Annotated in this window: 11 protein-coding genes; 5 read left to right on the forward strand and 6 right to left on the reverse strand. The window is 59.3% G+C overall.

The features are described 5' to 3' along the window. Nucleotides 1-50: 50 nt before the first annotated feature. Entirely contained in the window at nt 51-854 is an 804-nt protein-coding gene (locus tag ACTQW0_RS02005; RefSeq protein WP_441566689.1) for a DeoR/GlpR family DNA-binding transcription regulator, read from the reverse strand. Nucleotides 855-1,188: 334 nt separating this feature from the next. Between ACTQW0_RS02005 and ACTQW0_RS02010 the strand changes: the two genes are divergently transcribed. Then, on the forward strand, nt 1,189-2,046 hold the full coding sequence (locus tag ACTQW0_RS02010) for a class II fructose-bisphosphate aldolase (RefSeq protein ID WP_022095149.1): 858 nt from the start codon (nt 1,189-1,191) through the stop codon (nt 2,044-2,046). Nucleotides 2,047-2,739: 693 nt separating this feature from the next. Here ACTQW0_RS02010 and vsr read toward each other — a convergent pair. Further along, nucleotides 2,740-3,729 carry a DNA mismatch endonuclease Vsr gene (gene vsr / locus ACTQW0_RS02015; protein WP_441566691.1) on the reverse strand — a complete coding sequence of 330 codons (990 nt, stop codon included), beginning with the start codon at nt 3,727-3,729 and terminating at the stop codon, nt 2,740-2,742. A 262-nt stretch (nt 3,730-3,991) separates the two neighbouring features. Here vsr and ACTQW0_RS02020 point away from each other — a divergent pair, with 262 nt between their 5' ends. After that, a complete protein-coding gene (locus ACTQW0_RS02020) occupies nt 3,992-4,777 on the forward strand; it encodes an ABC transporter ATP-binding protein (protein WP_441566693.1) in 786 nt (261 codons plus the stop codon). Then, on the forward strand, nt 4,767-6,968 hold the full coding sequence (locus tag ACTQW0_RS02025) for an FtsX-like permease family protein (RefSeq protein ID WP_441566695.1): 2,202 nt from the start codon (nt 4,767-4,769) through the stop codon (nt 6,966-6,968). Before ACTQW0_RS02020 ends, ACTQW0_RS02025 begins: the two co-directional genes overlap by 11 nt. Before the next feature lie 526 nt (nt 6,969-7,494). On the opposite strand, the gene ACTQW0_RS02030 is transcribed toward ACTQW0_RS02025, so the two are convergent. The 4 genes from ACTQW0_RS02030 to ACTQW0_RS02045 form a co-directional block, all read right to left on the reverse strand. Further along, complete coding sequence (locus ACTQW0_RS02030; protein ID WP_441566697.1) at nt 7,495-8,526, reverse strand: 3-deoxy-7-phosphoheptulonate synthase; 1,032 nt, start codon at nt 8,524-8,526, stop codon at nt 7,495-7,497. Between the two features lie 306 nt (nt 8,527-8,832). Next, the gene (locus ACTQW0_RS02035) at nt 8,833-10,689 is read right to left on the reverse strand and encodes an ABC transporter ATP-binding protein (protein ID WP_154514936.1); all 1,857 of its coding nucleotides are present in this window, start codon (nt 10,687-10,689) and stop codon (nt 8,833-8,835) included. Further along, nucleotides 10,689-13,055: an ABC transporter ATP-binding protein gene (locus ACTQW0_RS02040; RefSeq protein ID WP_427795520.1), complete on the reverse strand. Its 2,367-nt coding sequence runs from the start codon at nt 13,053-13,055 to the stop codon at nt 10,689-10,691. Before ACTQW0_RS02040 ends, ACTQW0_RS02035 begins: the two co-directional genes overlap by 1 nt. After that, nucleotides 13,052-13,501, reverse strand: coding sequence for a MarR family winged helix-turn-helix transcriptional regulator (locus ACTQW0_RS02045; protein ID WP_154514934.1), 450 nt, complete (start codon nt 13,499-13,501; stop codon nt 13,052-13,054). Before ACTQW0_RS02045 ends, ACTQW0_RS02040 begins: the two co-directional genes overlap by 4 nt. 288 nt (nt 13,502-13,789) lie before the next feature. Between ACTQW0_RS02045 and ACTQW0_RS02050 the strand changes: the two genes are divergently transcribed. Then, complete coding sequence (locus tag ACTQW0_RS02050) at nt 13,790-14,539, forward strand: SDR family NAD(P)-dependent oxidoreductase (protein WP_006234857.1); 750 nt, start codon at nt 13,790-13,792, stop codon at nt 14,537-14,539. Between the two features lie 108 nt (nt 14,540-14,647). Beyond that, a complete protein-coding gene (locus ACTQW0_RS02055) occupies nt 14,648-15,670 on the forward strand; it encodes a 2-keto-3-deoxygluconate permease (protein WP_441566700.1) in 1,023 nt (340 codons plus the stop codon). Nucleotides 15,671-15,806: the final 136 nt, after the last annotated feature.

A 15,806-nucleotide genomic window follows, 5' to 3' on the forward strand; every position in this document is an offset into this window, starting at 1 on the left:
TAACGGGCAAAACCACCACAAAGGGACAGGCCCTTTGTGGTGGTTTTTGTTTAAGCGCCGGCGATGATGAGGGCTGGACGTGCGCTATCGGTGGCCTCGGCGATTGAGGTGGCGACGGCGGCGTCGGGGTCGCTGTCCATCACGATGATGTCGACGTCGGCAAGCTCGGCAAAACGGTACATGCCGCGTCCGTTGACCTTGCTGGCGTCCATGAGGGCGACGCTTTGACGGGCGGCACCGACCATAGCCGCTTTGGTCTCGGCCATCTGCGGAAAGTCGGTCGTAAAGCCGCAGCCGGGAACAAAAGCGCCAGGACACATGATGGCAAGGTCGGCGTGGACCATTTGGAGCGCCTGCATGGTAAGTGGGCCGTACAGATAGCGATGACCTTTGCGCAGTGCCCCGCCCAGCATGACGACATCGACCGAGGGCATGCTCTCGTCAATATAATCGGCGATGGTAATGTCGGCCGTGATAACGGTGATGCCGTCGCGCTGATCGAGGAGCCGGACGAATTCGAGCGCCGTGGTGCCCGAGTCGACGAGCAGCGTGTCGCCGTTATTAACGAGCTCGATGGCGCTTTGCGCGATGGCCTGCTTGGCGGCGACGTTGACATTGATGCGGCGATCTTGCGTGGAGACGGTCAGGCGTTTGTGGAGCGATACGGCACCACCATGTGTGCGACGCAGCTTGCCTGCTTCGGCGAGCGCGTCCAGGTCGGCGCGGGCGGTGACGGAGGACACGCCAAAGGTCTGGGCGATTTCTGCTACCTGCACCGAGGCGTTATGCTCGAGTATTTCCATAATGGCGGTACGGCGCTCGTCAGCAAAAGCACGGTTGGTAGCTTGGGCCATGTTTGCTCCATTCTCGGCTAAATTTGCAGGAATTGTGTTGACTCTATTTTCGTTCATTTTCTTTTTGAGTAAGAAAACACCTTTCGATTACTTATCTTTTCTATAAAAGAAAGACGCTAAACGCTCAAAATTCAATATCGAACACGCCCACTCGGTTCCGATTCCTTCCGTTTACTTTTCAAAAACGACTGTATTGGCCTGCATGGACTCAATATCTCGCACGTGCAAAGCCGCTGAATTTCATACAATGGGCGCAGTAAAACGCAAGGTAAAACGCCTTGTGAACAACTACGCCCGATGTCCAGATGCGGGCGAGGGAGAGGAGCAAACGCTCATGGCACTTGTTACCACCGAAAAGATGCTCAAGGACGCTCAGGCCGGCCACTACGCCGTCGGCGCGTTCAACGTCGAGAACCTCGAGTTTGTTATGGCCGTTCTGGCCGCTGCCGAGGAGACCAAGTCCCCCGTCATCATGCAGACCACCCCGGGCACCATCAAGACCGCTGGTCTGGACTACTTCTACGGCATGGTGAAGGCCGCTGCCGAGCGCGCTTCCGTGCCCGTCGCTCTGCACCTCGATCACGGCGATGGCTATGACCGCTGCATGCAGGCTTTCCGCACGGGCTACACCTCCGTCATGATCGACGGCTCGCACGAGTCCTTTGAGGACAACATTGCCCTGACCAAGTCCGTCGCCGACGCCGGCCGCGCCATGGGCGTGCCCGTCGAGGCCGAGCTCGGCAAGGTTGGCGGCAAGGAGGACGACGGTCCCGCGGTTGAGGGCGAGAGCCCCTACACCGATCCTGCCGAGGCCAAGGAGTTCGTCGAGCGCACCGGCTGCACCTCGCTGGCCATTGGCGTTGGCACCAGCCACGGCGTGTACACGAGCGATCCGCACATCGAGCAGTCCGTGGTCAAGGCCATCCGCGACGCCGTCGACGTTCCGCTGGTTCTGCACGGCACTTCCGGTGTGCCCGATGAGCAGGTTGCCGAGGCTGTGAAGAACGGCATCTGCAAGGTTAACTACGCTACCGAGCTGCGTCAGGCCTACACCAAGGGCTTCATGGCCTACATGGCCGAGAACCCCGCCTGCTTCGATCCCAAGAAGCCGGCCAAGGAGGGCATGCGTGAGATCACCGAGCTGGTTAAGATCCGCATGACCAACCTCAACTCTGTGGGCAAAGCAGAGTAACAGCAAGGGTACTCTGATCCCACCGGGCCGTCCGGAAACGGAAAAGGGCCTATCTCTCAGAACGTCCTCGGACATGTCGGAAGCCCCGCTGTGCGCTACGCGCTGCGGGGCTTCCTCCGTCCTGCGGAATGTTCTGAGAGATAGGCCCTTTTCCGTTTCCGGACGGCCCTGCTCAATCGCCCTTGTGGCGTTGGGGCGGAAATCGGTGGGGCGTTAGGGCCTCTTTGTTGATGGGGGACTAGTATGCCCGGGCTTGGTTGGGGAATGACTTGTTTAGGGATGCTTGGAGCTTTTCGAACGATGCTCGCAAGTTGAGATTCTGATCGGTTGAGCGTTTGGCTTTTGTGGTGGGGGAGTCGAGGAGGCCGTTTCTCTGTGTCGGGGGGGGGAAGGAGAAAAGGTCTGCATGTTTTAGGGATGGCTGCTGTGCTGCGTCATTGGAAGAATGCATGCTTATGCGGCCTCCTCGATGTCCACCAAAAGGTTGCGCACGGGGTGTGCTGCTAGGTCCCGTTCGTTGGCTGTATTATGCCGCGGCTGCTGCAAAGAAGCGCTAAAGAAAGGCTTAATCAGGTTTGTTATAACAGTGAAACTGCAGGTCAAAGGTATCGAATAACACTCTTGAAAGGTTTTGAGCTTAAGGGCTTTCTAAGGTTTGTGGCGCGGACGTGCGGAGCGTGTGAATGATCGCTGTTAGCGCTGCGGTGCGGCGGCGCGTACCTGTTCGATGACCTTTTCCATGGTGGCGTCGATGCGGTCTTTCTTGAGCTCACATTCCCAGACGGTGATGGGTGTCCAGCCCATTCGGGTAAGCGCGTCGATGGCGGCTCGGTCGCGCTCGACGTTGCGGCGAAACTTTGCCTCCCAAAACTCAACATTGCGCTTGGGCTGGCTCGGATTGCACTTAGGGCAGCGATGCCAAAAGCAGCCGTTGACGAAAATGGCGATCTTGCGCCCGGGAAAGGCGATGTCAGGCTTGCCGGGTACCTTCCATTCCAGACGGTATCCCGTAAGGCCCGCTGCCCGCAGGCGCTGGCGAACGAGCAGCTCGGGTTTGGTGTTGGCGCGCTTGTTGCCCTTCATGGACTTTTTTATAGCGGCGCGACGGCGCACCAGTTCGCGCTCGTCAGCGGAGAGGTCCGAGGTATCGATGCCGTCGAGCAGACCGGGCTTGGGACGCTTTTTGCTGCGGCGCTTAGGTGCGCGCTTGGGCTTGGTGGCGGGTTTGTCGGCCGTGTTGGGCGTGGCGTCATCGGCGGCGCCGTTGGCCTCAAGCCGATCTTCCTTCAGCTCAATCAGAGCATCGATAAGCCCTTTGTCGGCGGGCATCCACTCAACGGTGGCAAGCGAGGTGCGCGGAATCCAGCGGATATCGAGCTGGCGGTCGTGCTTCTGGGGCTCATCGGATTCTTTAGCCAGCGAGCAGTAGTAGCACTCCATGGAGAGATGAAAATCGGGGTAGTCATACTCAACGGTATAGAAATCGCGCAGGTTGGTGACTTTTACCTGCAGCTCTTCCATGAGCTCGCGGCGTACGGCGTCCTCGGGCGTCTCGCCGCGCATAAGCTTGCCACCGGGAAACTCCCAAAGTCCCTGCATGTCGCCGTAGCCGCGCTGCACGGCAAGCAGCTCATCGGATCCTTCCTTGCGAATGATCCCAGCGGCAACATGAACAGTCTTCAACAGGAGTCCTCCCTTAACATCAACACATGACAAGGCAGCTCATTTGGGTAGTCTTTTTGGGACGGGGCTTTTTTAGCTGCCCTATGTCAAATGCGGCCTCATGCTTCGGAGGCTACGGATAGGGTAGCTAAAAAAGCCCCGTCCCAAAAAGACTACCCCTACCTTACGCAACGGTAAGGCAAGCGTAAGCGATATCGATGGTAGCCGACTCGGCTTCTTGCGACTATAGATGCCGTAGACTAATCGCAAGAAAGGACTCGGTATGCAAACCACGCACATGGCGACCCCGGTACTGGAAGTCGTGCATCTCGAAAAGGTATACGGAGCGCTGGGCAACGTGACCCGCGCGCTCAACGACGTCAGCTTTACCGTCAACCGCGGCGAATTCGTTGGCATCATGGGCGCTTCGGGCTCGGGCAAGTCGACGTTGCTCAACTGCGTGTCGACCATCGATAGTGCCACAAGTGGCACGATCCGCATCAACGGCCAGGACGTGACGCGCATGAAGCAGGCTAAGCTTTCGCAGTTCCGCCGCGAGGAGCTTGGCTTTATCTTCCAGGACTCCAACCTGCTCGATACGCTCACGGCACGCGAGAACATCGCCCTGCCGCTCACCATCGCCCGCACAAACTCGGCAGAGATCTCGACCCGCGTGCAGGATGTGGCAGCGCGCCTGTCCATCAGTCAGGTGCTCGACAAGTATCCCTACCAAATGTCCGGCGGTCAGCAGCAGCGCGTTGCCGCGGCTCGCGCGCTCGTCACCGACCCCACCATGATCATGGCCGACGAGCCCACCGGTGCCCTCGATTCCAAGAGCGCTCGCCTGCTGCTCGAGAGCCTGGAGGCCCTTAACCGCCGCCTGCGCGCCACCGTGCTCATGGTCACGCACGACAGCTTTGCCGCCAGCTACACGAGCCGTGTGCTGTTTATTCGCGACGGCAAGATCTTCACCGAGCTGCGCCGCGGAGACACCGACCGCCGCGAGTTCTTCGACCGCATTATGGAGGTCGTTGCCATGATGGGCGGTGAGGGCGCCGATGCTCTGTAAACTCGCTTGGGGCAATGTCCGCCGCGCCGGCCGCGACTACCTCGTCTACCTTTTGACGCTCACCCTGGGCGTCACGGTCTTCTATGCCTTTAACACCATCTCGATGCAGGTCGACATCGCCGGAATCGATGAAGAGGGCTTGGCGCAGGTTATGGGCAGCATGCTCGGCTACCTGACGTACTTTTTGGCCGGTGTCATGGCCTTTTTGATGGTGTATGCCAATAACTTCATCATGAAACGCCGCAAGAAGGAGTTTGGCCTGTACCAGGTGCTCGGTATGGGGCGCGGGCGCGTCGCCACGATCATGGCGCTCGAGACCGTGATAGTATCGGTTGTGGCCTTTGTCGCCGGCATTGTGCTGGGTGTGGGACTCTCCCAGCTCATGACGTTCTTTACGGCCTCGCTCTTTAAGACACAGATCGCCAATTTCCACTTCTTTTTCTCGGTGCATGCGTTCAACCTGACCCTTGCCTGCATGCTCGTAATGTTTGTGCTCACGCTACTGCTGAACCTTCGCGCCGTGCGTCGTACCAAACTCATCGAGCTTATGGGTGCCGAGCGTCGCAACGAGAGCATCAAGACACGCAACCCCTGGATCGCGATTGCCATCTTTGCCGTGGGCGTGGTGCTTGTGGGCGTGGCCTATTACCGTCTGCTACGTGATGGGTTCCCGCTAACCGCGACGGACAGCAAGCTGCAAGAGGCCATGAACCAGTTTGGCATTACGACCGCTATGGTTACCGTGGGTACCTTTGCCCTGTTTTGGGGACTCTCGGGCATGCTTATCAAGCTGCTGCAGAGCCTGCGCGGCGTGTATTGGCGCGGCCTCAACATGTTTATCGTGCGCCAGCTTGCGGCCAAGGTCAACACGGTGTGCTTTTCGATGGGCGTCATCGCGATGCTCCTGTTTTTGGCCATCACCTCGGTGACGTGCGGTATGTCGATTGCCAATGTGATGAACGAGAATCTGGAGCGCTATACGCCGGCCGATATGTCGCAGACGTATGTCTATTACACGCCCGATACGCTCGACTACTACAAAGAGTATGTCAATCCGTCTGAGGCCGATCGCATGGTGCTGGCCGATAGTACGGTCGATTTGTACTCCGCATGGCACGGTAAGGACAAGTCGGCGGACAACAACGACGAGACCGTCAAGAAGGTCAATATCGCCGATGTTGCCGGTGAGCATGTGCAGATCGATTCGTATCTAAGTTACCCGTTTGGCGGTTCGAGCCCTTCGGTGTCTGCGGGTGAGATGTGCAAGACCATGGGCGAAAAGCTTCCCAAGGCGTTCGGGGGTAGCAAGCCCGATGCGATAGGTCTGTTTGTGACGCCGGCGAGCCAGTACAACAAGCTGCGTCAGATGATGGGCGAGGAGCCGGTGAGCATTGGCCGCGACCAGTACTTGCTTACGTGTGATATGGGCGGTGAGCTGGTCGACCTGTACACCAAGTATATGGCTGGCGGCCATGCCCTTACCTTGGGCGGGCATACGCTCAAGCCCGCAACCGATAAGTCGGACGAGGACACGGCGGCCATCGCCAACTCGGCGATGGGCAGTAATCCGGGTACCGTCGTCGTTGCCGACGAGCTGTTGTCCCAACTTAATCTGCAGCCGTATTCCAGTAGCCTGCTCGTTAACTACAAACAGGGGATGGATACGACCGAGGCAGACGAGAGCATTAAATACACTCTGCTCGACAATCTGCTCGTTGACGGCAAGGAGCCGGGTTCGTGGGGAACCTTCATCACACGCTCCGAGATGTACGCCCAAGCAGCGCAAATGAACGGTCTTATTAGCTACCTAGCCATCTACATTGGCTTTGTATTGGTCGTTGCATGCGCGGCGATTCTGTCGATCCAGCAACTCTCCAACGTGGCCGACGGCAGCCGCAGCTATCGTGTGCTGGCACAGATCGGCTGCGACGACCGCCAGATTCGACATTCGGTGATGGCGCAGCAAGCGGTATTCTTCCTGTTCCCGCTGGCAGTGGGCCTGGCGCACTCCTTTGTGGCACTTAAGGTGATCATCGAGCTGGTGAGCATATTCGGAAATATGAGCATCGGCGGCACCGTGGGCCTCACCTGTGCAATCTTCCTAGCAGCATACGGTGGCTACTTCCTGGTGACCTACCTCATGAGCACCGGAATGGTGCGAGCTGCCATAGCCACCCGCTACAGCGAATAACAAGCGGGCAAAATCGTCGCAAAATCAGAGGCGTATGACCGCCGCGAAGGGACCAGGGGCCCTTTCGCGGCGGTTTTTTCCAACCGGGTGCGTCTCAGATACAAGTGAGTAGACTTTTTTGAACCTGCCGAGCACATCGCGACAAATGCTCAATAAAACCGCAGGTCAGAGCTGTGGCGTTTTGGGGCGTGCTTGGCCTCCTGCAAAAAGCCTACTCACTTGGTTTTTCTGCTAGAAGACCGCCGCGAGGGAAGGCAACTCCCCCGGTAGTCGTTGGGGACGTTCTTAAACGACTAGTCAAACAAGAGCGTCCCCAACGACTACCCCAAAAGGAGCGTCCCCAAGTGCTAGCTTTGGCAACGACGCTGGTAGAAAAACGTCAGCGAAAACCCGTACACGCGAGCAAGGTGCCTTGAAGCGAGGCGGCATTGACCTTTTGGTCATGCCGTCGAAGCTGAAAGGCATATTGCCGTTCTGGCGGGTTTGCAGCGTCGGCAGGTTACGGCGTTTGGTAAAACGCCGCAACCTACACCCGCTCTGCGATCTCGTGGATGAGGTAGTCGGTCTTTTCCCAGCCCAGGCACGGGTCGGTGATGGACTTGCCAAAGACGCCGCCGTCGACAGACTGGTTGCCGTCCTCCAGGTAGGATTCGATCATAAAGCCCTTGACCAGCTTGGAGATGGACTCGTTGCGGCGGCAGCTGTCGAGCACCTCCTTGCAGATGCGGTGCTGCTCCAGCGGGCGCTTGCCCGAGTTGTCGTGGTTGCAGTCGATGATCGCCGCCGGGTTGGCGTAGCCGGCATGCCCGGTATAGCGCTCAGCCAGACGCTCCAGATGCTCGTAGTGGTAATTGGGGTAGGTACGACCGTCGAGACCAATGTAGCCACGCATGACGGCGTGCGCGAGCGGATTGCCGTCGCACTCGACCTCCCAGTTGCGGAAGATGAAGCTTTGATGTGCCTGGGCGGCGTAGATGGAGTTGAGCATAACGGTGGTGGAACCGGCGGTGGGGTTCTTCATGCCCACAGGCACCGAAATGCCGCTCGACACCAGACGATGCTCCTGGTTCTCGACCGAGCGCGCGCCCACGGCGACGTAGCTCAGCAGGTCGACGAGGTACTGGTAGTTGGACGGGTAGAGCATCTCATCGGCGGTAAAGAAACCGGTCTCCTCGATGACGCGCAGGTGCATATGGCGGATGGCCTTGACGCCCTCGAGCAGGTCGTCGGGAGCCTCGGGGTCGGGGTTGTGCAGCAGGCCCTTGTAGCCAGTGCCCTTGGTGCGCGGCTTGTTGGTATAGACGCGCGGAATGATGATGAGCTTGTCCTTGACCTCTTCGGCGACCTTGGCCAGTCGGTTCATGTACTCAAGCACCGAGTCCTCGCGGTCGGCAGAGCACGGGCCGATGATGAGCACCTTGCGCGCGTCCTCGCCGGTAAAGACCTTGGCGACCTCGGCGTCGAATTCCTGTTTTTTGGCGGTAAGATCGGCGGAAAGCGGCATTTCCTCGCGGATTTCCATGGGGATCGGCAACCTGCGCTTGAATTCCATGGCCATACGGGGCCTCCTCAATCAAATAAGACAAAGTGTGCATTGTCGAATGCTCGGCATTATCCGCTGTCGCACGCTAAAGTGCAAGCCCTCGTCACCCCAAAACCTGCCAAAAAGGGACAGGTTTATTTTGGCAGGTTTTATCTGGGCAAACGTTGGCTGGCCCTGGAATGGAATGATGCCACGTGGCTCGGAAGAGGTCGTCGATTTGGTCCCAGGGGAGGCGGTTTGAGGGTCGCAGAACAAAAAAACGGGGGCGCAAGTTGTCCTGCGCCCCCGTTCTCGGGTGTTATTCGTTCCCTGCGGCAGAATTTACGCCGCTTCGTCGAACTGCGAGTTGTACAGGTCGGCGTAGAAGCCGCCTTGGGCGAGCAGCTCGTCGTGCGTGCCCTTCTCGACGATGTCGCCGTCGCGAATTACCAAGATCACGTCGGCGTTGCGGATCGTGGACAGGCGGTGTGCGATAACAAAGCTGGTGCGGCCCTGCATCAGCGCATCCGTGGCGCGCTGAATAAGCTCCTCGGTGCGGGTATCGACGTTGGATGTCGCCTCGTCCAAAATAAGCGCCGGGCGGTCGGCCAAAATGGCGCGGGCAATGGTCACGAGCTGGCGTTGGCCCTGCGAAAGGTTGGTGCCTTCCTCGTTGATCATAAAGTTGTAACCGCCGGCGAGCGTATGGATAAAGTGGTCGCAGCGTGCAGCGCGTGCAGCGGCCTCGACCTCGGCATCGCTTGCATCGGGGCGTCCGTAGCGGATGTTCTCGCGGATGGTGCCGTTAAACAGCCACGTATCCTGCAGCACCATGGCAAACTCGCCGCGCAGTGCCGCGCGGTCCCAATCGCGTACGTCGACGCCATCGACGCGCAGCGAGCCGCCGTCCACGTCGTAGAAGCGCTGTAGCAGCTTAATGAGCGTGGTCTTGCCGGCGCCGGTGGGACCGACGATGGCGATGGTCTGGCCGGGCTGTGCCTCGCAGCTAAAGTCGTGGATGATGGTCTTGTCGGGCGTGTAGCCAAACTTGACGTGGTCAAACTCCACATGGCCAGGGCGCTTTTCGGGAATCTGCGCGTCGGCCTTCTGCTCCTCCTCGGGCGCGGCCAGGAACTCAAAGACGCGCTCGGTGGCAGCGGCCATAGACTGCATCGTGTTGCTCACGTTGCCCAGCTGCTGCACGGGTTGCGTAAAGTTGCGAACGTACTGGATAAAGCTCTGGATGTCGCCGGGCGTGGCATTGCCGGTCAGCGCGAGCTGTGCGCCCACCACGACGACGCCCACGTAGCCCATGTTGCCCACCAAGCTCATAAGCGGCATCATCAGGCCCGACAGGAACTGCGAGCGCCAGCCACTAATAAAGAGGCGGTCGTTTTGACGGTCGAACTCTTCGATTGAGGCCTCGGCGCGGTCGAACACCTGAATGACGTTCTGGCCGGCAAAGTCCTCCTCGATAATGCCGTTGACGGTGCCCAGGACCTGCTGCTGCTCGCGGAAGTACGGCTGCGAGAAATGAATCATCACGGTCAGGATAATCGCGGCGGCCGGCAGTGTGAGCACGGTGACGCCGGTAAGCGGCAGGCTGATCGACAGCATCATGACGAGCACGCCGATAATCTGCGTCACCGACGTGATGAGCTGCGTCACGCTCTGGTTGAGCGACTGACCCAGCGTATCGACGTCGTTGGTGATGCGGCTGAGCACATCGCCCTTGCTGTGTCCGTTAAAGTAGCTCATCGGCACGACAGCGATCTTGGCGGCGATCTCCTTGCGCATGCGGTAGCAAATCTTTTGCGTGACGCCGGTCATGAGCCAGCCCTGGATGAGGCTGCAAACAGAGCTTGCCAGATACAGGCAGAGCAAAAAGCCGAGCGTCTTGGCGATCCAGGCAAAGTCGACATCGCCGGTACCGTTGACCTTGGCGACCAGGCCTTCGAACAGCTTGGTCGTAACCTGGCCGAGCACCTTGGGTCCCACAATGTTAAAGACGACCGAGCACACGGCAAAGGCGACGGCGGCAAGCACGGCAACCTTGTGTTGACCGATATAGCCGAGCAACTGCCGCATGGCGCCCTTAAAGTCCTTGGCCTTCTCGCCGCGGCCCATGCCACCCATGCGGCCCATGGGACCGCGCTGGCGGGTGGGCTTGGGAATCTGAGTCTTGGTCTCGTCTGCCATTAGTGCTCGCCTCCCTCCATAACGGCTGCAATTTCTTCTTGAGTGAGCCCCAGCTCCTCGGCGGAAAGCTGCGACTGTGCGATCTCCAGGTACGCCGGGCAGCTGTGCAGCAGCTCCTCGTGCGTACCAGTGCCCACCACGTGACCGTCGTCGAGCACGATGATCTGGTCGGCGTGCATGATGGTCGCGATGCGCTGGGCTACGACAACGAGCGCGGCGTCGGTAACGTTTTTGGCAAGCTCTTCGCGCAGGCGCGCGTCGGTCTTGTAGTCGAGGGCGCTAAACGAGTCATCGAACACCAGGACCTCGGGCTTTTTTGCCAACGCGCGGGCGATGGCCAGACGCTGGCGCTGACCGCCCGAGACATTGGAGCCGCCCTGGCTGATGGGGGAGTCGTAGCCGCCCTCGCGCTCGGCGATAAAGTCCTCGGCTTGGGCGATGCGCGCGGCCTCGTGCATGTTCTCGTCGCTTACCATGTCGCCGGCAAACTTAAGGTTGCTCTCCACGGTGCCCGAGAACAGACGCCCCTGCTGAGGGATGTAACCAATGCGGCGGCGAAGCTCGGAAAGGGTCATATCGCGCACGTCGATACCGTCGAGCGAAATGCTGCCGCCCGTGACGTCGTATAAGCGCGGAATCAGCTGAACGAGCGTGGACTTGCCCGAGCCCGTGGAACCAATGATGCCGAGCATCTGACCGGCATGCGTGGTGAAGTTCACGCCGCTAATGACGTCGGCGCGGGCATCGGGATACTGGAAGCTCACGTCGCGGAAGGTGAGCTCACCGCGCGGTGCGCTGGCCGCGGGCAGTTTGGGCGAGGCGGGGTCGTTGATGCTCGTGGGGCAGGTGATGACCTCTTCCACGCGCTCGGCTGCGACCTCGGCGCGGGGCAGGATGACCGAAACCATGGTGAGGATCATAAACGCCATGACGATCTGCATGGTATAGGAGATAAACGCCATCATGTTGCCGACCTGCATCACGCCATCGGACACGCCCTGCGCGCCAAACCAGACGATAAGCACGGTGATGCAGTTCATGACGAGCATCATGAGCGGCATCATAAAGCTCATGGCACGATTGGTGTAGAGCTGTGTGGTCATTAGGTCGAGCGAAGCCTTGTCAAAACGCTCGAGCTCATGCTCCTCGCGGTTGAACGAGCGGATGGGCATAAGGCCGTCGAGCAGCTCGCGGGCGGTGAGGTTCACGCGGTCCACAAAGCTCTGCATCTTTTTGAACTTGGGCATGGTGAGGCCCATAAGCACGCCGACGACGGCCGAGACCGCGATGATGGCCACGGCGATGGTCCACTCCAGGCCGGTGTGGTTGGCCAGGACGCGCATGACGGCGACGATGCCCATGACGGGGGCCATCAGGCACATGCGGATAAACAGGGTTGCGGCCATCTGAATCTGCTGAATGTCGTTGGTGCAGCGGGTGATGAGCGAGGCCTGGCTAAACTTGCCCACCTCGGCCGGCGAGAAGTGCATAACCTTGTTGAAGGTCTCGCGGCGCAGGTCGCGTGCGATGGAACAGGCGGTGCGCGAGGCCACGGCGCCGGTCAGGATGGTGGCGATGAGCGAGATCAGGCACAGACCAAACATCGTGGTTGCCATGCGGCCCAGATAGGCGTTCTGCACGTCGGCGGGGTCGATGCCCTGCGCCTTGTACTCGTCTTGTACATAGCTCACGGCGCGTTGGGTCACGATGGAACCCGACATGGAGCCCATTTTGTCCGCCATATCGTTGGCACCCTCGACGAGCTTGCCCTGGTCGATTAGGCCGCCTTCAACGCCTAGGCGCAGGCTCTTCATGGTGATCTTACCGCCGTCGGTATCAATCTGCTTTTGCATGTTCTGCGCTGCTGCGGCCTTCTGCTGCATCTCGGCGAGCTGCTCGGGCGTCATTGCCGCCATCTGCTCGGGGGTGGGCATGGCCTGGGCGGCGTTGTTGTTATTCTCGCTGGACGAACCCATCATGTCATCCATGGAGTTGGCGTCAATGCCCTGGTTGAACGAAAGGACGACGGTCTCGGGCAGGCTCACGATGTCGGCAATCTTGCCGCCGTCGGCGCGCTCTTCCTCGGTGCCCTTGTACGTTCGAATGCCGTTATTATCCGCCTTGCTAAACACGGCCTCCACAGCTTTGGCGTCCTTATCGCTCATAAAGAGTTCGAGGTCGTCGAGCGATTCGGTGCGAATGGTGTCAGGTACGGGCGAGGCGATACCGCCTTGCTGCACGCCCACGTCGACGATGTCGCTCATATACGTAGGCAGCGCTAGATCGGCGTTGCAGCTGATTACGATAAGTACGATAGCTGCGAACAGTGCCAGGACATGCTTTTTAAAGAGCTTGAGAATCCTCACTCGGCATCTCTCCTTTCTTGATTGCGGTCGATAATTTCGTTGGCACGCCTAAGAAGGCGCACCATCTCTTGGGTATCTGTTTCGCCGAGCTGCTCGAGGAAGGCCGCGGTGCGGTCCTCGAATTCCCGATGCTTGATTTCGAGATCATGGAATCCCTTGTCGGTCACCGTGACGTGTACGCGACGACGGTCGGTCTTTGAGTGCTCGCGCTCGACCCAGCCTTTGGCTTCGAGAGCGCGCAGGATATTGGCGATGCGGGCGCTCGAGACCCAGGCACGATCGGCGAGTTCGCTTGGCGTGAGCGAACCGCCAGCGAGCATGAGGGCGCGCATGACGGCCATCTCGCCACTGAGGGCTTTGTCCGCAAAGCGCGAAATGCGCTGATGCATGCTGCCGAACTCGGTAAGGAGCTGACGCCCAAGTTCACGGAAATCGGTATCTTTCACCGAAAACCCCTAACACTAGAAACTATTTCCGGTGAAAAAAGATACCCCCACTTAACCATCCTATTCGGTAGATTTCTGGACATGTCCTAAAAATCTACTTGGCCACTAGGCAATATAAAGAGCGCATAAAGACTTAAAATAATTCAATTGCTGAAGCGTTTCAAAGAACTATCATGCCCGCGGTTAGGCGAGGGGTTGTCACCACCATGACGACTGGGACTCATTTATCGCCATGTGCGATGCTCCAACTTCCCGCAAGGAGACACCTGAATCAAGGGGGTTGGAGTCATGGCATTTGACTTCACGGGTAAAACCGCGATCGTTACCGGTGGCACTCAGGGCATTGGCCTCGAGATTGCCAAGGGTATCGTTGCAGGCGGCGGACACGTCGCGCTCATCGCAAGGAACGCTGCCAAGGGCGAGGCGGCTGTGGCCGAGCTTGGCGAGGGCAACAAGTTCTATCAGCTCGATGTCGCCGATGCGCCCAAGGCGCGCGAGACCGTCGAGCAGATTTTTACGGACCTGCCGCAAACCAACATCCTGATCAACTGCGCCGGCGTCATCAGCACCAAGAAGTTTGACGAGATCGACGACACCGAGTGGCGTCGCACCATCGACATCAACCTCAACGGCACCTTTACCATGATGAATGCCGTGTACCCGCACTTTAAGGCGGCACATGCCGGCACTATCGTCAACGTGAGCTCCGTTGCTGGCAAGATCGGCGGCGGCCTGCTCGGCACCGCGGCCTACGCGAGCTCCAAGGCCGGTGTCAACGGCCTTACCAAGGCGGTCGCCAAGGAGGGCGGTAAGTTCGGCGTCCGCTGCAACGCTGTGTGCCCGTCGCTCACGCTTACCGACATGACGTCGATCCTTTCTGACGAGAACTCTCAGCGCATCATCAACGGTATTCCTCTGGGTCGCGCCGCCCAGGCCAGCGAGCCTGCGCAGATGGTGCTGTTCTTCGCTTCCGACCTCGCCAGCTTCGTGAACGGCGAGATCGGTGACTGCGACGGCGGCATCGTCCTGGACGGGTAATACCCCGCGGTAATCGTTTGGCGGCGACCCTGGCGACTCGGGGTTGTCGCCTTCTTTCTGACATAGGCGCGTGCGGCTACGATTCGCATGCATCCAAAGGAGATATATATGAGTGAATCGACTGCGGTGGAGGCGCCGGCTGCAAAGGAGCCGTTCTTTAAGATGTCCTCCATCCCGGGCGCCAATATTTTGGTGCCGCTTTTGCTGGGCTGCTTGCTCAACACGCTATTCCCCGACCTGTTCAAGACGCTCGGCAGCTTTACGCTTGGAATGACCCAGCAGGGTGCAAGCCCGCTCGTGGGCGCTTTTTTGCTCATCGTCGGTACGACGATTTCGTTTAAAAGTGCTCCTGCCGCCGCTGCACGCGGCGCCATCATCATCGCGGTCAAGCAGATCGTGGTCGTTGCCGTGTCGCTGCTCATCCTTTATGTATTCAACGACAACCTGTTTGGCATCTCTGCCATGGTGATGCTGGCGGCTTGCACCGGCGCCAACAACGCTATGTACGCTGGTCTGATGGGCACCATGGGCAACGAGGCCGAACGTGGCGCCGTCGCCATCACCACACTCGTTGTCGGCCCTCCGGTCACAATGATCGTGCTCGGCGCTGCTGGCCAGGCTCCGATCGGCTGGTCGCTCGTGGGCGCCATCCTGCCGATCGTCGTCGGCATTATTCTGGGTAACCTCTTCCCGAGCTTTAAGAAGATGATGGCTCCGGCACTTTCCGCCATCATCGTGCTCGTCTTCTTTGCCATGGGCTCGACCATGACCTTTGGCCAGCTCATCAACGGCGGTCTTCCCGGCATCCTGCTCGGCGTGATCTGCTCGGTGGTCTTTGCAATTCCCGTCATCGCGGTCGATAAGCTTACGGGCGGTACGGGTGTCGCAGGTGCGGCCATTTCGAGCTGCGCCGGAGCCAATGTGGCCACGCCTGCCGCCATGGCGAGTGTCAACGAGGCCATGTACGGTGGCGCCGTGCTCGCGACGGCTACGGCGCAGGTTGCAGCGTGCGCCATCGTGACGGCCATTTTGACCCCGCTGGTCACCAGCTGGTGCTACAAGCATTTTGAGGGCCAGGGTCACGGCGACAGCAAAAAGGCCGCGGCCGACAAGGTCGCCGCAGCCGCCTAATGCCAAGCGGCAATCAAAGCTAAATAACTAGCCACGCCACAGGGCGGCCCCGGGGGAAATCCCGTGGCCGCCCTGCAGTTTCTGTGGGTCTTTGGGGCACTTTACCCTGCTAAAGCTGGCATAACAGCTAGAGTGA

This window comes from Collinsella sp. LCP19S3_B7, assembly GCF_052121795.1.
In the GTDB taxonomy this organism is placed as follows: domain Bacteria; phylum Actinomycetota; class Coriobacteriia; order Coriobacteriales; family Coriobacteriaceae; genus Collinsella.